We start from the raw sequence: 22842 nt of genomic DNA, 5'->3' as shown, positions 1-22842 counted from the left end.
ATTTATAAAAAGGCTAAAATCCAGTATTGAATAAATTTGTGTTTTTAAAGTTTCTGGTAATAAATTCAAAAGCCGCACTCATTACATTCCCCATAGATTTTGCTTTTTTAAAATTTAAATCATTGGTATAACTATACAGTTCTAATTTCAATTGATTCAAATGTTCATCGGTCGATATTGTGTCGGAACCCATGATTTGCAATAATCTTTTGATACGATTTTCGGCAGAATGTATTCTTTTGGCAAGAACCGCCCGCTCTTCATCTTTATACTGTTCTATAGAACTATGTTGCAATTTTTCTTTAACCAATTTTACCATTGGATAATTTTCTTTAAAAAACTGGGGACGATACACTTTAAAATTTCCTTCGAAGCATTGTTGGTCAAAATCAATCGCACGGATTCTATAAACCACCTGATCAAAATCGTGAATAGGAATAATTACATAATTATAAGAACGCATATCTCCTAACAAGCGAATCATACAGCGTTCATTGAACTTGACAAATTCTTTTGCTATTTGTGATTTTTCGGTTTCGGTACAATCAGCCAAAAGCGTTTTAATGAACACATCTCCGGCAATTCCCATAATATGCTCTTCGATTAAAGTGTCTTTGTATACTAAAAAATTTATTTTATCAGGTGACAGAATATGTTCCAGTTCCAGCCCGTAAACACGAGAAGCATCTGCTTTCTTGATGTAAAAATGTGTATAATTATCATTCAAGATGTTTCTGACTTTGATTCGGAACGGTTTCGAATTTCCAAAAGTGCAATAATCGATTGAATCCACATTCAGAAATTTAATAATTCCCAAATTACCATCAGAATGTAACAGAGAATAGATTTTCATCAAAGTCAAATCAATCTCTTTTCGTTCAAATTCATTATAATACACCCGAATCCATAACGTATCTTGATCGTTTTTATCATACACATTTATGGAACCGGAAAAACGCAACAAATCATCATAAAAAATAGGCACTTTGGAGATTCTATCAAATCGTTCCAAGTAATCCAAAAGCGAATTATTTATAGGATAAGACGGTTTCTTAAAAAGCATTATCGGCTCGCTCATTCGAAAAATATTTAATGCAAAATTACAACAAATTAGAACTCAAAAACATCAAAAAACACGTACTTATTCAACTTCTGTTAAATCATGATTTTGATTCCTTTCAAGGAATTTCAAAAGCCAATTCTATACAAAACTAACACGTTAACATAATTAATTATTGAAAAAAAAATTCAAATAGATTTTTTTAAAGCTAAAATATAATCCCCTAAATTTAAACATATTAAAAAAACAATCTAAAAAGTTAAAATAGCATCTCATATTATGTTAAAAAAAAACCATACAAGCATATTTACTTTACATTTGATTAATTCCTATTAGATTAAACGAATACCTCTCATGACAAATAAACTTGAACTCTATTTTAAAACTGCACAATCAGCAAAGATTGGGATTTGGGAAATTAATTTAGAAACCAGTCTAGTTTATTGGAATGCTGTTACTAGAGACATCCACGAAGTTCCTGATTATTTTATTCCAAGTATAGAAAAGGGGATTTTTTTTTATCTTGAAGGTGAGAATAGAATTCGAATCCAATATTTAATTGAAAGAGCCATTAATGACGGAATACCTTTCAATGATAACTTTCAAATTACTACAGCTAAAGGTAATATAAAACATATTGAAAGTATAGGACAAATAGTTTACAAAAACGAAAAACCTTATAAATTAATTGGTACTTTTCAAGATATTACAAAAGAGCATAATTTAGTCAACGAACTTGAATTAAATGTTGAAAAATTTTCTTCCATTTTCTCGAGTGCTAATGATGCTATTATTATCATTGATACTTCTAATGGAATTATAACAGATTGTAATCCAAGAACTACATCACTTACTGGTTACAAATGTTCCGATTTATTGGGTTTACATAATTCAGAATTATTTCCTTTAGAATACAGAAAACAAGTCCGAATTTTTCTAGCATATAATTTAACAAGGGATGATTATGGTGTAAATGAAACCTATATAAAATCTAAATCTGGCGAGTCAATACCTGTAGAAATCGCTTCCGGAAAAACATTTCAGGTCAATCAGATTACATATTTAGTCTGTTTCATTAGGGATATTAGCGAAAGGAAAAATACTGAAGAAAAAATGAAACTACTTTCTCTTGCTGCTTCAGAAACTACTGACACTATTGTAATTGCTAATCCAAAGGGAGAGGTAATATGGGTAAATCAGGCTTATTTAGATCTTACAGGATTAGATATGAATGAGGTTATAGGCCAAAAACCCGGATATTTATCAAAAGGCCCTGAAACTGATTTACAAGCTACGGCCACAATGCGGGAAGCAATCAGGGCTAAAGAAAGTATCAAAATTACTATTCTGAATTACAATAAGAAAAAAGAAAAATACTGGTTTGAATTGAATATTACTACCGTTTTTGATAATCAAAATAATTTCATAAATTTTGTTGGCGTCGGTCGAGATGTTACACTCAGAATTGAAAAAGAGATTGAACTTAAGCATCTATTAGAAGTTACGAGCCAACAAAACAATAAGCTTTATAACTTTGCTCACATTGTCTCCCATAATATTCGTTCTCACAGCAGCAATTTAGCGATGGTTGTAGATGTAATTGAAAATACAGAAGATATTACTGAAAAACTTTCTTATTTTGATTTATTTAAAGAAGGAACCGAAAAATTATCAGAAACAATTGAATATTTAAATGAAATTATAACGATTCAACAGAAAACAAATATTGAAAAAACTAAGATTAATTTAAAGAATGAAATTGAAAAAACAAAAAAGGCATTAAGTCTAGCTATTAAAGAAAGTAAGATCACGATAACTCATACTATCCCCGATGAATTAATGGTAAATGCAATTCCCGCATATTTAGATAGTATTTTACTTAATTTATTTACAAATGCGATAAAATACAGATCTCTTGAACGTAATGCTATTCTAGAAATCGGTTATGAAGTGAATGAAGATTTTACCGTCATAACCTTCAAGGATAATGGCTTAGGATTAAATTTAAAGAAAAACGGACATAAAATTTTTGGCATGTACAAAACCTTTCATGGCAATGAAGATGCTAAAGGAATTGGATTATTTATAACCAAAAACCAACTGGAGGCCATGGATGGAAAAATTGAAGTAGAAAGTGAAGTAGGTTTGGGTTCCATTTTTAAAGTATATCTAAATGAAAAATAAATTAACTTATATTATTGATGACGATAAGATGTCAGTTAAATTAATAAGTATTCTTATCTCAAAAAACAAGTTTTGTGAGGACGTGCAACCTTTTTATAATGCTCAATTTGCTATAGATAAATTAAAACAAAATTGTATTGAAAATAAAAATCTACCAGATGCAATTTTACTTGATTTGAATATGCCTGTCATGGATGGCTGGCAATTCCTGGATGAATTTGTTCTGTTGCCAATAAAAAAAGAAATTTCAATTTTTATTATCACTTCTTCAATTGACCCCATTGATATTGAAATGGCAAAAAAATACAGCGTAGTAAAAGATTATATTATGAAACCTATTACTGCTCAAAAATTAAATGCGCTATGCATATTAATTGGCAAAACAAACTAAATACAGTTTAATAGTAACAAATCCTAACCTTGTTCGTCCTATATAAAACTTAAAAAACAAGCACTTTGGAAATTATACTCTCTATCAAAAATCTCAACAAACGTTATGGCAGTTTACAAGCCTTGAAAGACGTTTCCTTCGAAATATATAAAGGTAATGTTTACGGGATTCTTGGTCCTAACGGTAGCGGAAAATCGACAACTTTAGGAATTGTTTTGAATGTGGTAAATAAGACCTCAGGTGAATACAGCTGGTTTGGTGGTTCAATGCAAACTCATGAAGCATTAAAAAAAGTGGGAGCTATCATCGAAAGACCTAATTTCTATCCGTACATGACGGCAAAAGAGAACTTAGAATTGGTTTGCAAAATCAAAGGAATTAACTATGCCAAAGTAAACGAAAAGCTGGAATTAGTGGGTTTAACAGACCGACAAAATAGTAAATTCAGTACGTTTTCTCTTGGGATGAAACAGCGATTGGCCATAGCTTCCGCCCTACTAAATGATCCGGAAATTTTAATTCTTGATGAACCTACTAACGGTTTAGACCCCCAAGGAATCCATCAAATCCGTGATATTATCAAACAAATAGCTTCAAAAGGAACTACTATTTTACTCGCCTCCCATTTATTGGACGAAGTAGAAAAAGTATGTACACATGCACTGGTTTTAAGAAAAGGTGAAATTTTATATTCTGGTTTAGTTGGTGGTATGTCTACCAATGAAGGATTCTTTGAGCTGGAAGCTGATGATATCGAAAATTTGGTATTGGTATTAAAAACACATCCTGCTGTAAAAAGTGTTGTAAATGAAGGAGGAAAAGTTTTGGTTTATTTAAAACATGATTGGGATGCAAAGGAGTTGAATCTATTTCTTTTTGAAAAAAACATTGTATTAAGTCATTTGGTTAAACGCAAAAATAGTTTGGAAGAGCAATTTTTAGAATTAACAAATAACGCAAAACCAACTATCAAAAACTAAAACAATGAAACGACTTCTCTCAATAGAATTACAAAAAATATGGAAAAATAAAGCTAGTCGCGTTTTGACCCTGACTTATTTTATTCTCCTAACCTTTATTGCTTTAATAGCTTCAATCAAATTTGATCTTGGAATTTTTAAGCTTCATCTTGCTGAAATGGGCATTTTTAATTTTCCTTTCATTTGGCATTTCAACACCTATATTGCGGCAATTTTAAAGTTATTTCTGGCGATTGTTATTGTTTCAATGATGGCAAATGAATATAGCTACGGAACTTTAAAACAAAATTTGATAGACGGAATGAGTAAAAAAGAATTTATTCTGTCTAAATTCCTGACAATCGTTTTATTTGCTGCGGTATCAACTCTTTTTTTGTTTATGATGTCATTAATTCTCGGCTACAGCTTTTCTTCTTATACTGAAATTGGCATCGTTTTCTCTGATTTAGAATATATTTTGGCTTATTTCATAAAATTAATCGGATTTTTCTCTTTCTGTTTATTTTTAGGAATATTGGTAAAACGTTCGGCATTTGCACTTGGATTTCTTTTAGTTTGGAATATTATTGAAGGAATTGCCAAAGGAATCTTAACTTTTAAAATATTTCCCGACAGCAATAAAGCATCTTATATTACACAATTTTTGCCTTTGGAATCCATGTCTAATTTAATCGTGGAACCATTCTCCCGATTATCAATTATTAAGTCTATTGGAAACCAGATTGGAATGGACAACAGTAAAGATTACAGTGTACATTTTTCATCTATTCTAATCGTTTTATGTTGGACTTTCATTTTTACATTCTTATCCTATCGCTTATTAAAAAATAGAGATTTGTAGTATCTTTACAGAGCTATGAAATGTGTAAAAACAATCTTATTTTATATCTTCATTTGTTGCACTTCAAGTAGTGTAACGGGGCAATCTATTTCAGTAAATGATTCTTATACAGCACAACAACTTGTTGAAAATATTTTAGTAAATAGCTCTTGTGCCAATATTTCGAACCCAATTGCGACTGGAGATACATTTACTGCGGGGAAAAACAGTTATGGATATTTCAATAATCAAGGAGGCAGTTTTCCTTTTACCGAAGGCGTACTTTTAAGTACGTGGAGCAGCCAAAATTCTATAGGGCCATTTATACGAAATCAAGGAGGAGGAGATACTTCTTGGTTAGGAGATGCCGATTTAGATAAGGAATTAGGTTTTAAAACAATAAATGCTACCATCTTAGAATTCGATTTTACACCTCTAACTAATTTCATAAGTTTTGATTATTTATTTGCTTCCAATGAATATCAGGATGATTTTCCATGTCGTTTTTCTGATGGATTTGCATTTTTAATAAAGGAAAAAGGCAGCCCTGCTAATTATCAAAATTTAGCCGTAATTCCTGGTACTACTACTCCCGTTTCATCACTAAATATACATCCTTTGATCCCGTCATTTGGCGTATTCGGTGGATGTCCTGCAAAAAACGAAAACTATTTTGGGGGTTATAGTTCTGCCACTAGTCCTACTAACTATAGTGCCCAAACTGTGGTGATGAATGCACAAACAAATGTTATAGCCGGAACAACTTATCATATAAAATTAGTAATTGCTGATGACACTTTTCAATATTACGACTCAGCAGTTTTTCTAAAGGCAGGTAGCTTTTCTCCAAAAATAGATTTAGGACCGGATCGATTATTAACAACCAATAACCCTATTTGTTTTGGCGAAAGCTATACTATTGACACTAAATTACCGACAAGTTATAGCTACAAATGGTTTAAAGATTCAATTGAAATAATAGGAGAAACTAGCCCATCTCTATCAGTTACAGATACAGGCATGTATAAAGTTGAAATTACTTTGACTCCTGCAACTTGTATGACCAGTGATGAAATAAAAGTAGAATATGCTCCAAAAATAGCTTTGAATGACACTACTCTTTCCCAATGCGATGCTAATACTGATGGAATTACTATTTTTGATTTAACCCGAGTGGATGCGTTAGTAAAAAATAATACTGCTGGTTTAAGTAACCTTGTCTATTATGAATCTTTAGCGGATGCTCAAGCACAACTCAATCCAATTACGAATACAACAAATTATCAAAATAAAACAACAAACCAAATTGTCTTTGCAAGAACTACAAATACCTATGGTTGTGCCAATTACGCAAAAATTAGCCTCCAAATTTCAAATAATAGCATAACTCCTCAAAATCCAATTACAACCTGTGATGCAGATACCGTTCAAGATGGTTTGTATCATTTTGATTTAAATGCACAAGTAACACCGCAAGTACTGAATGGGTTGCCAACCGGATTAGTTGTTGAATATTATTTGAATACTACTGATGCTATTGCTCAAAAAAATCCTTTGCCAAACATTTTTAATAATACTGATGCAAACCAACAAATTATATATGCCCGAATTGTAAATGGTTCTGATTGTTACGCAATTACTCCAGAAACACTTGTAATTAGTACTTTTAACCCAACAAATTTTCAAGAAGAGAAGGCTGCATTATGCAACGGCAGTTCAATAAACCTAGCTGTTAATGCTGGATTTTCAAGTTATTTATGGAATACAGGAGAAACTACAAATACAATTAATGTTACTTCTCCCGGCAATTATTCTGTAAAAGTTACTAATCCAAATGGTTGCAGTGCAACAAAGACTTTTGATGTAACAGCATCTGGAATTGCAACTATTACCGGAGCGAAAATAAATGACTTTGATGGAGACGGAAATTCAGTTTTGATTGAATATACAGGAGTAGGAAATTATGAATTTTCTATTGAAGGATCATTCTTTCAAGACGAGCCACTTTTCAACGCAGTTGCTTCGGGAGATTATTTAGTTTATGTTCGAGATAAAAATGGTTGTGGGCTATCAAATCCATTCAAAATTTATGTGCTCGACTATCCTCGTTATTTCACTCCAAACGGAGATGGGTATAATGATTTTTGGAAAATTAAAAACCTTGATTTGTTGCCTAAATCTACAATAACAATTTTTGATCGCTACGGTAAATTATTAAAAGAACTTAGTTCAACTAGCTTTGGTTGGAATGGAAATTTTAATGGATATGATTTGCCCGCAGATGATTATTGGTTTAATTTAACTTTTGAAGATGGAAGAATAATAAAAGGCCATTTTTCATTAAAAAGATAAAACTTAATTTCCTATTTTTAGCGAATGAAAAAAAAATTACTCCTTTTCTTTATTTTTTTATCGATAGGGTGTTTTGCCCAATTTAGTAAAACACATTATATTCCACCTATAACCGCACAAAATGGCATGGCTTCGGATCACTATTTATACATTTCAACTCCAAACACGAATAATGTAAATTTTAAAATTATTGAAATTGGAGGAAATATAATAACAGGTGTCGTAAGTAACAATGCACCGTATGTATATACTATCGGAACAGGAAATACAACTCAATTATTCACTCCAAAAACCAATATTGGAATTGTAAAAAACAAAGGATATATAATAGAAGCCGAAAATTTAGTTTATGCAAGCGTAAGAGGAAATTCTTCCTTAAACAACAATGGTTCATATAATCACGCTGGTGGCCTTGTATCCAAGGGAAACAGTGCTCTCGGCAAAATGTTTAGATTGGGCGCCATGCTAAATCCAAATATAGACCCCAATTTATTAAATTTTACCTCTATTTTATCTACAGAGAATAATACTAAAGTAACCATCTCAAACATTCCAATAGGAACAATATTCACCAATGGAACAACTTATACAGCTCCAATAGTAGTAACATTAAACAAGAATGAAAGCTATGTAATAGCTTTGGAAAACTATAGTGGTAATAACTTTCCGTCTAACAGCTCCAAGATGATTGGTGCTTTGGTTGAAACTGACAAACCAGTGGTTGTCAATTCAGGTTCGTTTGGAGGAAGCAATAGTACTAGTACAAATGGAAGAGATGTGGGATATGACCAAATAGTTTCTTATGAAAAAACAGGAATGGAATACATTTTTGTAAAAGGCATTGGCACTGATGATTTAGAGCGTGTTTTACTGATTGCACATAATCCCAACACTATAATTTATTTGAATGGTAGCGCAACTCCTTATGCTACACTAGTCAAAGCAGGTGATTATGTGGCTATCGACGGAAGTCAATTCAGTAATGGAAATTTATATGTTACCACTTCCGAAAAGGTATTTGCTTATCAAAGTATTGGAGGATCGGCCTCTTCGGCAAATCAAAACTTATTTTTTGTGCCACCTTTAAATTGTGCCACACCCAATAGTGTGGATAATATCCCTCTTATTGAATCAATAGGAAACGTAACATTTAACGGAGGTTTAAATATAGTTACTGAAACAGGTGCTTTGGTCAAAATAAATGGCATTCCTATAACAGCCACACCAGTTGCTATTACAGGAAATTCAGGTTTTGTAAGATATACAGTTAATGGTTTATTTGGCAATATAGCCGTGAAATCAACTAAACAAGTTTATGTTTCTTACTTTGGAACTAATGGAGCTGCGACTTATGGCGGTTATTATTCTGGTTTTGACCTGAAACCTGAAATTATTTCTGATATAAAAATTGGAGCAAGCTCTAATTGCATCCCAGATGTAGTTTTAAGTATTAGTGCGTTGACTTCTTATGATGCTTTTGAATGGTATTATAATGATGTTGCCATTTCAAATTCTAATTCCAATTCCTATACTCCTACGGCACCTGGTTACTATCAAGTAAAAGGCACTAACTCAAACTGTGGTACCTTTATATTTTCAGATAAAATTCCCGTTAGTAGCTGTGCAACAAATTATGACAATGACAAAGCCAACGACAATATTGATTTAGACAACGACAATGATGGAATTACCAATTGTACAGAATCGTACGGAAGCCAAAATATAAACATGTCAAATTCCGCCGCAGGAAGTATTGCTATTGGTAGTTATTCTAATTCATTTACGGGAGCCATTACAACTACTGGGTCGGGATTACCATCAGGAACATTTACAGGAAATACCGATGGTAGTTTTATCACTGAAATTCCGGCAGGAAAAACAAATAGTATAACGTATACGATGAACTTTGCCAGTCCAATGAGCGCAGGAATTGAATATGTTTCAACTGCAAATTCAACTGATTTATTAAATGCCGATGCTGAATATGTCGTAAATTCAGATATAAATAAAACCATAACAGTCCTCAATCCTAACAATCAATTATTGATAGACACGAATTATGATGGCATATACGAAACTGGAATAACCCAATATTCATCATTTGAAATACGCTTTAGATTAAATGGAACTTTACCATTAACGGCTGGAACTGGTACTTTTCAATTTTTAACATATTTAGCCAATTCGATAAGTTTCACCCACAAAAATCTATCTGACACTACTCCAAACAGAGTCTCCTTAAAGTTTTTTACACTCTGTCTTCCAAAAGACTCTGATTTAGATGGAATTCCCGACCAATTAGATCCAGATAGCGACAATGATGGAATTCTGGATATAATAGAAGCCCAGGTAAACAATTCGGTGCCTTTATCAAATGCCGATACAAATAATAATGGTTTAGACAATGCCTTTGAGCCTGGATTTACTCCCATTGACACTGATGCTGATGGAGTTCCTGATTATTTGGATTTAGACAGCGATAACGACGGAATTTTAGACTCAGCAGAAACCGGAAATGACTTAGATGCTGACGGAATTCGAAATTACCGCGATTTAGACAGTGACAAAGATTTATGTAAAGATGTCATTGAAGCTGGTTTTTTAGATGCCAATGGAGATGGAATTCTTGGAAGTATTGCACCACCAACAGTTGACGCAAATGGGTTGGTAATAAGCGGCATTGGTTACACAACACCTAATCCAAATTATATCATTACTGCTCCGATGGAAATCACTACACAACCACAAGCAAAGCCAACATGTGAATTACAAAACACAACAATCACGGTGCTTGATAATGGCGGAAATACATACCAATGGCAACTTTCAACTGATGGAACTACTTGGAGCACCATTTCAAATAATGCAGTTTACAGCGGTGTTACAACAAATACCCTATCCTTAAAAAACGTAACAAATGCAATGAATGGATATAAATACAGAGTAAAACTCGAAAAAACAGGCAATTCCTGTGGCTTAATTTCTACCGAAACTACTTTGACAATTTATGCCTTACCAGTTGTTAATAATATAACGATAATACAATGTGACGATGATACTGATGGCTTTTCCGATTTTAATTTAACTGTTAAAAATAATGTTATCTCTACTAATTTTGCCTCCGAAACTTTCACCTATTACACCACTCTTTCAGGAGCTGAAACAGCGGATACTGGAAAATTAATTTCAAATCCTTCAGCCTTTACAAATACAACAGCAGGTGGTATGCCTATTTGGAGCAGAGTAGAAAACTCAAATGGATGTTATAATGTAGTCCAAATTACTTTAGTAGTATCTACTACCCAAATTCCAACATCATTCAGTCGTACTTTTTCAAATTGTGATGACTTAGGCATAGCCAATGACGATACTGATGGAATCGCAACTTTTGATTTTAGTAGTGTGACAACTGATATACTAGCACTTCTTCCTGTCACAAGTTCTTCATATTCTATAAAATATTACAAAAATGAAGCAGAGGCCTTATCAGAAAGCAATGAAATTTTAAATCGTACAAACTATAGAAATACAGATTCACCAAATCAACAAAAAATTTGGGTTCGCGTAGAAAGTACCGCTGATAATGCCTGTTATGGTTTAAGTCCCCGAATTACATTAAAAGTAAATCCAAAACCTAATATTGATACAAATGAAGATTTTGAAGAAAATGAATTGGTATGCTCTAACCTTCCTACTTTCTTTGTAAAACTAGATTCTGGAATTCAAGATGGCTCGCCAACTAGTAATTATACTTATGTTTGGAAAAAAGATGGAGTTATTCTAACAAACGAAACTGCTACAACATTGAATGTAAATCAAGAAGGGGATTATACAGTGGAAGTTAGCTCTCTTGCCGGTTGCAGCAGAATACGAACGATAAAAGTCACCGCTTCGGATGTTGCGAAAATCATTAGCATTGACATTGTTGATTTATCCGATTCAAATTCTATAACAATAAATGTAACTGGTCAAGGGCAATATGAATACAGTCTGGATGCATCTTTTGGACCTTTTCAAGAATCTAATTTCTTCGATAATTTATCAGCCGGAATTCATGAAGTATTCATTAATGACAAAAATGGATGCGGAACCGTTAGTCAATCAATAGCTATAATTGGCGTTCCAAAATTCTTTACCCCAAACAATGATGGATATAATGACTTTTGGAATATAAAAGGAGTAAATGCTAATTTCAATTCAAAATCGACAATCTATATTTTTGACCGATACGGAAAACTCATCAAACAAATAAACACCTCAAGTCAAGGTTGGGACGGAACTTTCAATGGTTCCCTCTTACCCACAGATGATTATTGGTATACTTTAAAATTAGAAGACGGTAGAGAAGTAAAAGGGCATTTTAGTTTGAAAAGATAAGATTTAAAATACCTTTTCTAAAGCTATTGCTATTCATAATCCGTAATATTCTAATCTGTAAATTTATTAACAGCTCTATCAAAAAAATAGATAAACAGCTAAAACGAAACCATAAAAAAAGCCATTCGAATAAACGAATGGCTTTTATATTTAAAAAAATAAAAATTAGAATTTAAATCTTTTTCTATCTGTTTCTGTCAAATATATTTTTCTCAAACGAATAGATTTTGGAGTAACCTCAACATATTCATCTTTTTGGATGTACTCTAAAGCTTCCTCTAATGAGAAAATAATTGGAGGGATAATTCTAGCTTTTTCATCATTTCCAGAAGAACGAACGTTAGATTGTTTTTTCTCTTTAGTTACGTTTACACACATATCATCACCACGAGAGTTTTCTCCAATTACCTGACCTTCGTAAATTTCGGCATTTGGTTCAACAAAAAACTTACCACGATCTTGCAATTTATCGATAGAATAAGGAATGGCTTTTCCTTTTTCCATAGAAATCAATGAACCTTTGTTACGTCCAGAAATTTCTCCTTTGTAAGGCTCATATCCTATGAAACGGTGTGCCATAATAGCCTCCCCAGCAGTAGCAGTAAGCAATTGGTTACGCAATCCAATAATTCCACGTGATGGAATATTAAATTTTATAATCATACGCTCACCTTTAGTTTCCATACTCAACATTTCTCCTTTACGGAAAGAAACAAACTCTACCGCTCTTCCAGAAAGTGTTTCTGGTAAGTCGATTGTTAATTCCTCAATTGGCTCACATTTTTTACCATCAATTTCTTTGATGATAACTTGTGGTTGACCGATTTGTAATTCATATCCTTCTCTTCTCATTGTTTCAATAAGAACAGACAAGTGAAGTACACCACGACCAAAAACCATGAACTTATCAGCTGAGTCAGTTTCACCTAATTTCATTGCTAAGTTTTTCTCTAATTCTTTATGTAAACGGTCTCTAATATGGCGAGAAGTTACAAATTTACCCTCTTTACCAAAGAATGGAGAGTCATTAATTGTAAACAACATACTCATTGTTGGCTCATCAATAGCAATTGTTTGTAACGCTTCCGGGTTTTCAAAATCAGCGATAGTATCTCCAATTTCAAATCCTTCAACACCAATAATTGCACAAATATCTCCTGCAATAACTTCTTGTACTTTTTTACGTCCAAGACCTTCAAAAGTATGAAGTTCTTTAATTCTAGATTTCATAATAGTACCATCTCTTTTGCATAATGAAATTGGCATTCCTTCTTTCAAAACACCTCTTTCAAGACGACCGATAGCGATACGACCTGTAAAAGCGGAGAAATCTAATGAAGTAATCAACATTTGTGGAGTTCCTTCAGAAACTTTTGGAGCTGGTACATTTTCAATAACCATATCTAATAATGCTTCCACATTATCAGTTACGTTTTCCCAATGGTCAGACATCCAGTTATTTTTTGCTGAACCGTAAACTGTTGGAAAATCCAACTGCCACTCTTCCGCACCTAATTCAAACATTAGGTCAAAAACTTTCTCATGAACTTCTTCAGGAGTACAGTTTTCTTTATCAACTTTATTAATAACAACGCATGGTTTCAAACCAAGGTCTAGTGCTTTTTGTAATACAAAACGAGTTTGAGGCATAGGGCCTTCAAATGCATCTACTAGTAGACAAACTCCATCAGCCATGTTCAATACACGTTCTACTTCCCCACCGAAATCGGCGTGACCAGGAGTATCAATAATGTTGATTTTTGTTCCTTTGTATACTACAGAAACATTTTTAGAAGTAATAGTAATACCTCTTTCACGCTCTAAGTCGTTGTTATCAAGGATTAAGTCACCTGTGTTTTCGTTGTCACGAAATAACTGACAGTGATACATAATTTTATCAACCAAAGTTGTTTTACCGTGATCGACGTGGGCAATAATTGCAATGTTTCTAATAGATTCCATCTGTGATTTTTAATGGGTGCAAAGGTACACTTTATTTTGATATAAAAAATATTAATACAATAGTTTACCTATTGTTAACCATTTAGAGCCAGAAATAGTAAGTAAATAAAGCTTAAAAATAGTTTGATATCATGTTTAATAATTAAGTTTTATTTAATTATATTTGAGTAATGAAAAATAAAACTAATCAAATAACCTTAACCTACGTCCTCATCTCCATATTTATGGCCATTATTTACCATAAATTATTTCAAAACTACACTCACAATACTAATTACCAACATTATAACTTTATAAAAGATTTGTTATTTATATCTTTTACAGGTATAACTTACAAATTTATTTTATCAAAAAACGACAATAGAAATATCGCTGTTTTTGAAAAATTAAAGAATACAAATGACGAAATTAAAGAATCAAACGAAAAATATGACATTGTAGCAAAAGCAACAAGTGACACTATTTGGGATTGGAAAATACAAGAAGATAATTTATCTTGGAATAAAGGAATAGAAAGTGTTTTTGGCTATAAAGAAGATCAGGTAGGCGAAAACTCAACATGGTGGTTTGATAAAATCCATCCTGAAGACAGTATTAAAATGTCTATTAAATTATATTCATTCATAGAACAAAAAACAGAAAAATGGCAAGACCAGTATCGGTTTAGATGTGCGGACAACTCCTATAAATACGTTCTTGACAGAGGATTCCTTCTTAAAGACTTAGACGGAAAAGCCATAAGAATGATTGGAGCAATACAAGATATAACAAAACAAAAAGAAGAGGAACAAAGACTTAAACTATTAGAAACTGTAATTACACAATCTAAAGATTCCATAATTATAACCGAAGCCAATTCCAGCAACGCCAGGATTCCAAAAATAATTTATGTCAACCCCGCTTTTACCATTATGTCAGGATACAATTCTGAGGAAATTATTGGAAAAACTCCAAATCTTTTTAAAGGTCCAAATTCCGATAAACAAGAGTACAACAAATTAATTAGCGCTTTAAAAAATAAGGAAGAGTGCTTAATTGAGACCATTAGTTATAAAAAAAATAAAGAAGAATATTGGGTTCGCTTTTCTATGATTCCTATATATAATTCAGAAAATGAACTTTCGCATTGGATTTCAATACAAAGAGACGTTTCTGAAGAAAAGAAACAAGAAAAAGAAAAAGAGCAGCTTATTCGAGAATTAACACAAAACAATAAAGACTTAAAGCAATTTTCTTACATTACTTCTCATAATCTTAGAGCTCCTTTATCTAACCTGACAGGTCTTTTAAACTTAATTGAAGATATCCCCATAGAGAATCAAGAATTAAAGGAAATCCTAAACGGTTTTAATAAATCAACGCATTTATTAAATGAAACAATTAACGACTTAGTAAAAGTTATTATTATCAAAGACAATCCTTCAATTCAAAAAGAAGCTGTACTTTTAAAAGAAATCTTTGAAAACGTTTTTAATCAGCTCAGTTTTCAAATTGAATTGTACAAACCTATAATTAAACTTAATTTCGAAAAAGTTTCAGTTTTAAATACAAACAAGGCCTATATAGAAAGCATATTGTTAAATCTATTGACAAATGCTATAAAATACAAATCTGAAAATAGAAAGCTTAAAATAACAATTAACGCTAATGAAGTTGACGACACTGTTTATCTAATATTCACAGACAATGGAATAGGCATAGATTTAGAAAGAAATAGAGAGAAAGTTTTTGGACTTTACCAGAGATTTCATAATTATCCTGATAGTAAAGGACTGGGATTATACCTTGTAAAATCTCAGGTTGAAACTATGGGAGGAACTATTAACATTGAAAGTGAAGTAAACAAAGGAACTACATTCACATTAACATTTAAAAACAAACAATAATGTTGGATCAAATTTTATGCGTTGATGACGACCCCATAACACTTATGTTATGCAAAAAAGTAATCACTAAAGCATCCTTTTCAAATGAAATAATTACTTCTCAAAACGGAGAAGAAGCGCTTAATTTCTTTAACAAACTAAAAGGCACTAACCCTGAAAGCGAATTAAAAAAACATCCTCAATTAATCTTTTTAGATTTAAATATGCCAGTAATGGGAGGGTGGGAGTTTCTAGATATTTTCAATACCGATGACTATTCGGAATTCAACACTATAAAAGTAATTGTTCTTTCCTCTACAATAGACCCTGAAGACTTAGAAAAAGCAAAATCATACTCTATGGTCATTGATTTTTTATCAAAGCCTATAACCGTATCAATGCTTGAATACTTAAAAAATAAAATATAAAAATAATAATTATAAAAAAAGCCCTCAATGAATTGAGGGCTTTTTTTATAATTATTATGAAAATTGCACTAATTACAATTTAGCAACATGTTTCGTTAATTTAGACTTTAAATTAGAAGCTTTGTTATCATGAATGATATTTTTCTTAGCTAATTTATCAATCATAGATATTACACTTGATAATTTAGAAGTAGCATCTACTTTATCAGTAGCTATTCTTAATGCTTTAATTGCATTACGAGTAGTTTTGTGTTGGTATCTATTTAATACTCTTCTCTTTTCGTTACTTCTAATTCTCTTTAGAGCTGATTTATGATTTGCCATTTTATTGCTTTTTTATCTTTTACTATTTTTTGTAGTCCGTAAGGGAATCGAACCCCTGTTACCAAGACGAAATCTTGGCGTCCTAACCCCTAGACGAACGGACCTTATCCTCCTAAGTTTTTATCAATCTAAATTGAAATTGTAGCCCGTAGCGGAATCGAACCGCTCTTACATGGATGAAAACCATGCGTCCTAACCGATAGACGAACGGGCCATTTTTCCCTCTAAGTTCAGGAAAACTTTAACTTGCAAAAAAAATAGTAGCCCGTAGCGGAATCGAACCGCTCTTACATGGATGAAAACCATGCGTCCTAACCGATAGACGAACGGGCCCTGCTTCTCTAATGCGGATGCAAAAATACAACTATTTTTGAAACGTACAATAGTAGATGCAAAAAAATTTATTTTTTTTTAATATGCCTTCGCAAACAATACTCTTCCTAATGACTCACCCCCAGTAAAAACACAGCTTCCCGCCTCTTCTACCCTATCCAAAGGGATGCATCTAATCGTAGCTTTGGTTAAATCTTTTATCTTCTCTTCAGTTGCTGCAGTTCCATCCCAATGAGCTGATACAAAGCCTCCTTTAGTCTCTAAAACTTGCTTAAATTCATCAAAACTATTTACTTCAGTAATATGCGTGTCACGATAATTTAAGGCTTTATCAAACAAATCAATCTGAATTTGAGCTAATAAATCGTTGATATAAGTTACAATTCCGTCTTTGGAAACAACTTCTTTAGTCAATGTATCTCTTCGTGCAACTTCAAAAGTGCCATTCTCTAAATCTTTAGGACCAACAGCAATTCTAATAGGAACTCCTTTCAATTCATATTCATTGAATTTGAATCCTGGTTTTTGCGTAGTCCTGTCATCGTATTTAACCGCAATCTTTAGTTTCTTGAATTGGGAAACTAAATCAGCAACCACAGTTGATATTTCTGCTAATTGTTCATCTGTTTTGTGAATTGGAACAATAACCACCTGAATAGGCGCTAAATTTGGAGGCAAAACCAATCCTTTATCATCTGAATGTGTCATTACCAAAGCCCCCATTAATCGAGTAGAAACTCCCCATGAAGTTCCCCAAACGTGTTCTTGCTTTCCTTCAGCATTAGCAAATTTAACATCAAATGCTTTAGCGAAGTTTTGTCCTAAAAAGTGAGACGTTCCTGCCTGCAATGCTTTTCCGTCTTGCATTAAGGCTTCTATGCAATAGGTTTCCTCAGCACCGGCAAAACGTTCTGTTTCAGTTTTAAAACCTTTAATTACCGGAATTGCCATAAAATTCTCTGCAAATTCAGCATATACATGCATCATTTTTTCAGATTCTTCAATAGCTTCAGCTTTCGTAGCATGAGCAGTGTGCCCTTCTTGCCATAAAAACTCTGCAGTACGTAAAAACAATCTTGTTCTCATTTCCCATCGCACCACATTTGCCCATTGATTAATCAACAACGGTAAATCTCTATAAGATTGTACCCATCCTTTGTAGGTTGACCAAATAATAGCTTCACTTGTTGGACGAACAATTAATTCTTCTTCCAGTTTTGCATTAGGGTCTACCATAAGTTTTCCTGGCCTATCGGGATCATTTTTTAATCTATAATGCGTTACAATAGCACATTCTTTTGCAAATCCTTCCGCATTTTTTTCTTCTGCTTCAAACATGCTTTTTGGAACAAATAAAGGAAAATAGGCGTTTTGATGACCTGTTTCTTTAAACATTCGATCCAACTCCGCTTGCATTTTTTCCCATATTGCATAACCGTAAGGCTTGATAACCATGCAGCCTCTAACTCCTGAATTTTCGGCTAAATCGGCTTTTACAACCAACTCGTTATACCATTTTGAATAATCTTCTGATCTTGTAGTTAAGTTCTTACTCATATTGAATAGTTTGGCACAAATTTTGTTTTAATAATTTTAACTAAATAGTTCCGCAAAACTAACTATTTTTGTATTGTCCAACAATAAAAAACCCCATAGATATGAAAACTAGTACTTTTTCCCTCAAAAACGCCTCAATTTATTATATTGTTGGTTTTTTGAGCATTCTGTTAACCTCATGTGGCTCTTATCAAAATAGCTCTTACTATGACGGGGATGGAATTTATGGAAATTCAAACAGAAAAATCATTGAAAGTGAGAATCAAAATACTCCAAATAATTACTACAAAAATTATTTTGGTTCATTACAAAACAACAATCAATCGCCTGAGGTTTTTACCGATGTGGATAACTATAATTCTTATGACGATAGCATCCAAGGCACGAACCAAAACTATGGCGGATGGGGAAGTAATTCCCGTGAAACCATAATAAATGTATCGCCTAATTACTGGGATTTTTCTTTAGGCTATGGTATGGGCTATCCTAATTATGGTTATGCAAATTACGGCTATGGTTATCCATATTATGGATATGGATATTCTGGTTTTGGCTACTCTGGTTTTGGCTGGAACTTCCCATATTACGGTTTTGGGTTTGGATTTGGATATTCGAATTACGGGTATGGTAATTATGGATATGGCTATAATCAGGGCTATCACAACAGTAATTATTCTTATAATCCAAGTAGAAGAGGTTCATCCTATTCAAACACAGTAAACGGCAATAGAAACTATACCAACCGAAATTCTGGAGATTACTCTCAAAACCAGACTAATAGTTACAGAGGGTCAAACTATAGAAATTCTACTTATAATAGTACTAGAACAAATCCTACTTTTACAAGAAATCAAAATCAGAACAATACTTTCAGTAATACTAATCGAAGAACTAGTACAAATACACCGACTTATCGCAACGAAAGCAACAATACCACTTCAAGATCTTACACACCAAGCTCAAGAAACGACAGCAATTCTTCAACTTCCAGATCATATAACCCAAGCTCAAGCGGCTCTAGTTCAGGTGGCTCCAGCAATGGTGGCGGAGGCGGAAGATCATCTGGCGGAAGTGGAAGAAGATAACTTTTATATCTATAATATTTAAATAAAAAACTAAACCTTACCTGAAATAAAAATGAAAAAATATTTATTCCTACTAATAACTGGCTTCACTTTTAGTGTTGCACAGTCACAAGAAATAACAGATGCGATGCGATATGCTCAGGACAATTTGAATGGAACAGCACGTTTTAGGGCTATGGGTGGCGCTTTTGGAGCGCTAGGTGGAGATTTATCTTCTTTGAATATAAATCCTGCAGGTTCGGCTGTTTTTTTAAATAACCAAATAGGTGTAACCTTGAGTAGTTACAATACGAAAAATAATTCCAACTATTTTGGCACTGAAACCACCGAGAAAGAGAATTCATTTGATTTAAATCAAGCTGGAGGTGTTTTTGTTTTTAATAACCGAAATTCAAATAGCAATTGGAAAAAGTTTTCATTAGGAGTGAATTATGACAACATCAATAATTTCAACAACTCTTTGTTTTCTGCAGGAACCAATCCAAATAATTCAGTTGACGGCTATTTTTTAAGTTATGCTGATGGAGTTCGATTAGATGTACTGGAAGACTCAAGCTATGAAAATTTAAATCACGGGGCACAACAAGCTTTTTTAGGATACCAAGGATATATTATTAACCCTGTAAGCACCGATTCAAATAACACTCAATATACTTCAAATGTTCCTGTAGGCGGAAATTATTATCATGAAAATGTGATTAGCACTAATGGCTACAATGGGAAATTATCTTTTAATGCAGCTACATCTTACAAAGACAAATTATATATAGGAGTTAATTTAAATTCTCATTTTACAGATTATAGACAATCTTCTAGTTTTTATGAAGAGAATAGTGCTCCATTAACTTCGGATTATACCGTAACAAATTTAAGTTTTAACAACGAATTGTATACTTACGGAACTGGATTTTCATTTCAAGTGGGTGCGATTGCAAAAGTCACTAATGAAGTTCGCTTAGGAATGGCTTATGAATCATCAACTTGGTATCACTTAAGCGATGAGTTTTCACAACGATTGGTTGCCGTGAGTAGCGCAACAAATCTGCCTGACACGAATGACGTTGTAAATCCTAAAGTCACAAATTATTACGAACCTTACAAATTACAAACACCAAGCAAACTTACAGGAAGCTTTGCGTATGTTTTTGGTAAATCAGGATTAATAAGCATTGATTATGCCATGAAAGATTACAGCAATACGAAATTCAAACCAGAAAACGATCCTTATTTCAGTGATACAAACAGCTATATGAATTCTGTTTTGGATAAAACCAATGAAGTAAGAGTGGGCGCTGAATACAAAATTGAGAAATTAAGTTTAAGAGCAGGATACCGCTACGAACAAAGTCCCTATAAAAACAAAACAACTGTTGGTGATTTGACTGGTTATTCAGGAGGTTTGGGCTATAATTTTGGTTCAACCAAAGTAGATTTATCGTATTCATCGTCGGAAAGAAATTCTCAACAAGGTTTTTTTAACCAAGGATTTACAGATGGCGCTAAAATAAATGCTATCAATAATAATGTTTCTTTAACTTTATTGTTTGAATTATAGTTCACAAAAAAATACTCTTAAAAATCCGTTTCGTTATTATGGAACGGATTTTTTTTAGCCCTGATGGCAGTGTAAATCCTCCCGATTTTTCGGGAGATTGCAACGTACAGCAGGAATAGCTCTATAAAAAAATTGAAAAGAAACTGAAATAAGTTCAGTTTGAATAAAAAAATTGTAATTTTGCAAAATTCCCAAATTATCGGGACTATAATGTTATGAGAACGAAGTCTTTAAAAAAGAATAAAATCAACGTAATCACTCTTGGGTGTTCGAAAAATGTGTATGACAGTGAAGTGTTAATGGGCCAGCTTCGCGCTAGCGGAAAAGACGTCACACACGAAGCACCGGAAGCCGAAGAAGGAAATATTATTGTGATTAATACTTGTGGATTTATTGATAATGCAAAGGCAGAATCAGTAAACATGATTTTACAATATGCCGATAAAAAAGAAAGAGGATTAGTAGATAAAGTATTCGTTACCGGATGTTTATCTGAACGTTACCGACCTGATTTAGAAAAAGAAATTCCTAATGTGGATCAGTTTTTTGGAACTACTGAGTTACCGCAATTACTAAAAGCTTTGGGTGCCGATTATAAGCATGAATTATTAGGAGAACGTTTGACTACAACGCCTAAAAATTATGCGTATTTAAAAATTTCCGAAGGTTGCGACAGACCTTGCAGTTTTTGTGCTATTCCATTGATGAGAGGAAAAAACGTTTCACAAACCATTGAAAAACTGGTAAAAGAAGCGGAAGGCTTAGCTAAAAACGGCGTGAAGGAATTGATTTTAATTGCCCAAGATTTGACTTACTATGGTCTGGATCTTTACAAAAAGAGAAATCTTGGTGAATTATTAGAAGCTTTAGTAAAAGTAGAAGGAATCGAATGGATTCGTTTGCATTACGCTTTTCCAACAGGTTTCCCAATGGATGTTCTGGAAATCATGAAACGCGAACCTAAAATTTGTAATTACATTGATATTCCGTTGCAACACATTTCAGATTCAATTTTGAAATCGATGCGTCGCGGAACAACTCAGGCAAAAACAACAAAATTATTGAAAGATTTCCGTGAAGCAGTTCCCGGAATGGCAATTCGTACCACTTTGATAGTAGGATATCCCGGAGAAACACAAGAAGATTTCAACATATTGAAAGATTTTGTTCAAGAAATGAAATTTGACAGAATGGGTTGTTTTGCTTATTCTCATGAAGAAAACACCCATGCTTATTTATTGGAAGATGATGTTCCAGATACAGTAAAACAAGAGCGTGCGAATGAAATTATGGAATTACAATCTCAAATTTCTTGGGATTTAAACCAAGAGAAAGTAGGTCAAACATTTAAATGTATCATCGACAGAAAAGAAGGCGGTCATTTTGTAGGACGTACTGAATTTGACAGTCCGGATGTAGATAACGAAGTTTTAATTGATGCTTCAAAACATTATGTAAAAACCGGTGAGTTTGTAATGATAAAAATTATCGAGGCTACAGAATTTGATTTGTATGGTGAGCCCGCTTAGATTTATAATATAGTTTTTGAAAACATTTTTAAAACATTTT

15 protein-coding genes and 3 tRNA genes are annotated in these 22842 nt (G+C 32.9%); 11 read left to right on the top strand and 7 right to left on the bottom strand.

The window, feature by feature from the left end; genetic code table 11:
* Window positions 1-13 precede the first annotated feature (13 nt).
* The gene (locus ACM55K_RS07455; RefSeq protein WP_416849602.1) at window positions 14-1078 is read right to left on the bottom strand and encodes a hypothetical protein; all 1065 of its coding nucleotides are present in this window, start codon (window positions 1076-1078) and stop codon (window positions 14-16) included.
* Between the two features lie 336 nt (window positions 1079-1414).
* Here ACM55K_RS07455 and ACM55K_RS07450 point away from each other — a divergent pair, with 336 nt between their 5' ends.
* The 6 genes from ACM55K_RS07450 to ACM55K_RS07425 all read left to right on the top strand — a co-directional run bounded on the left by ACM55K_RS07450 (window position 1415) and on the right by ACM55K_RS07425 (window position 12164).
* Window positions 1415-3244 carry a sensor histidine kinase gene (locus ACM55K_RS07450; RefSeq protein WP_416849601.1) on the top strand — a complete coding sequence of 610 codons (1830 nt, stop codon included), beginning with the start codon at window positions 1415-1417 and terminating at the stop codon, window positions 3242-3244.
* Window positions 3234-3635 (top strand): response regulator, encoded by a 402-nt coding sequence (locus ACM55K_RS07445; protein WP_416849600.1) that lies wholly within the window; start codon window positions 3234-3236, stop codon window positions 3633-3635. Before ACM55K_RS07450 ends, ACM55K_RS07445 begins: the two co-directional genes overlap by 11 nt.
* A gap of 65 nt (window positions 3636-3700) precedes the next feature.
* The gene (locus ACM55K_RS07440) at window positions 3701-4615 is read left to right on the top strand and encodes an ABC transporter ATP-binding protein (RefSeq protein ID WP_416849599.1); all 915 of its coding nucleotides are present in this window, start codon (window positions 3701-3703) and stop codon (window positions 4613-4615) included.
* A gap of 4 nt (window positions 4616-4619) precedes the next feature.
* Complete coding sequence (locus ACM55K_RS07435) at window positions 4620-5456, top strand: ABC transporter permease (protein WP_416849598.1); 837 nt, start codon at window positions 4620-4622, stop codon at window positions 5454-5456.
* A 15-nt stretch (window positions 5457-5471) separates the two neighbouring features.
* Window positions 5472-7787, top strand: coding sequence for a choice-of-anchor L domain-containing protein (locus ACM55K_RS07430; protein ID WP_416849597.1), 2316 nt, complete (start codon window positions 5472-5474; stop codon window positions 7785-7787).
* 24 nt (window positions 7788-7811) lie between these two features.
* Complete coding sequence (locus ACM55K_RS07425) at window positions 7812-12164, top strand: T9SS type B sorting domain-containing protein (protein WP_416849596.1); 4353 nt, start codon at window positions 7812-7814, stop codon at window positions 12162-12164.
* A gap of 165 nt (window positions 12165-12329) precedes the next feature.
* On the opposite strand, the gene typA is transcribed toward ACM55K_RS07425, so the two are convergent.
* Window positions 12330-14126 carry a translational GTPase TypA gene (gene typA, locus ACM55K_RS07420; RefSeq protein ID WP_416849595.1) on the bottom strand — a complete coding sequence of 599 codons (1797 nt, stop codon included), beginning with the start codon at window positions 14124-14126 and terminating at the stop codon, window positions 12330-12332.
* Window positions 14127-14296: 170 nt separating this feature from the next.
* Here typA and ACM55K_RS07415 point away from each other — a divergent pair, with 170 nt between their 5' ends.
* Entirely contained in the window at window positions 14297-16012 is a 1716-nt protein-coding gene (locus ACM55K_RS07415) for a PAS domain-containing sensor histidine kinase (protein ID WP_416849594.1), read from the top strand.
* Entirely contained in the window at window positions 16012-16419 is a 408-nt protein-coding gene (locus ACM55K_RS07410) for a response regulator (protein ID WP_416849593.1), read from the top strand. Before ACM55K_RS07415 ends, ACM55K_RS07410 begins: the two co-directional genes overlap by 1 nt.
* Window positions 16420-16491: 72 nt before the next feature.
* Here the strand turns inward: ACM55K_RS07410 and rpsT are convergent, their stop codons facing one another.
* From rpsT to proS, 5 genes are all read right to left on the bottom strand, one after another.
* Window positions 16492-16743, bottom strand: coding sequence for a 30S ribosomal protein S20 (gene rpsT / locus ACM55K_RS07405; protein WP_039109573.1), 252 nt, complete (start codon window positions 16741-16743; stop codon window positions 16492-16494).
* 32 nt (window positions 16744-16775) lie between these two features.
* Window positions 16776-16847 (bottom strand) — tRNA-Glu (locus ACM55K_RS07400).
* Between the two features lie 38 nt (window positions 16848-16885).
* A tRNA-Glu gene (locus tag ACM55K_RS07395) sits at window positions 16886-16957 on the bottom strand.
* A 47-nt stretch (window positions 16958-17004) separates the two neighbouring features.
* Window positions 17005-17076: transfer RNA gene (locus tag ACM55K_RS07390), tRNA-Glu, on the bottom strand.
* A 78-nt stretch (window positions 17077-17154) separates the two neighbouring features.
* Window positions 17155-18633, bottom strand: coding sequence for a proline--tRNA ligase (gene proS / locus ACM55K_RS07385; protein WP_416849592.1), 1479 nt, complete (start codon window positions 18631-18633; stop codon window positions 17155-17157).
* Between the two features lie 101 nt (window positions 18634-18734).
* On the opposite strand from proS, the gene ACM55K_RS07380 reads away from it, so the two are divergent.
* The 3 genes from ACM55K_RS07380 (at window position 18735) to rimO (ending at window position 22802) form a co-directional block, all read left to right on the top strand.
* The gene (locus ACM55K_RS07380) at window positions 18735-19718 is read left to right on the top strand and encodes a hypothetical protein (RefSeq protein WP_416849591.1); all 984 of its coding nucleotides are present in this window, start codon (window positions 18735-18737) and stop codon (window positions 19716-19718) included.
* A gap of 52 nt (window positions 19719-19770) precedes the next feature.
* The gene (locus ACM55K_RS07375; protein ID WP_416849590.1) at window positions 19771-21273 is read left to right on the top strand and encodes an OmpP1/FadL family transporter; all 1503 of its coding nucleotides are present in this window, start codon (window positions 19771-19773) and stop codon (window positions 21271-21273) included.
* Between the two features lie 215 nt (window positions 21274-21488).
* Complete coding sequence (gene rimO, locus ACM55K_RS07370) at window positions 21489-22802, top strand: 30S ribosomal protein S12 methylthiotransferase RimO (RefSeq protein WP_416849589.1); 1314 nt, start codon at window positions 21489-21491, stop codon at window positions 22800-22802.
* Window positions 22803-22842 lie beyond the last annotated feature (40 nt).

Origin of the sequence: Flavobacterium arabinosi (assembly GCF_048158725.1) — a bacterium.
Lineage (GTDB): Bacteria > Bacteroidota > Bacteroidia > Flavobacteriales > Flavobacteriaceae > Flavobacterium > Flavobacterium arabinosi.
Note: the sequence above shows the minus strand (reverse complement) of the source record. Positions and strands in the feature narration are given on the sequence as shown.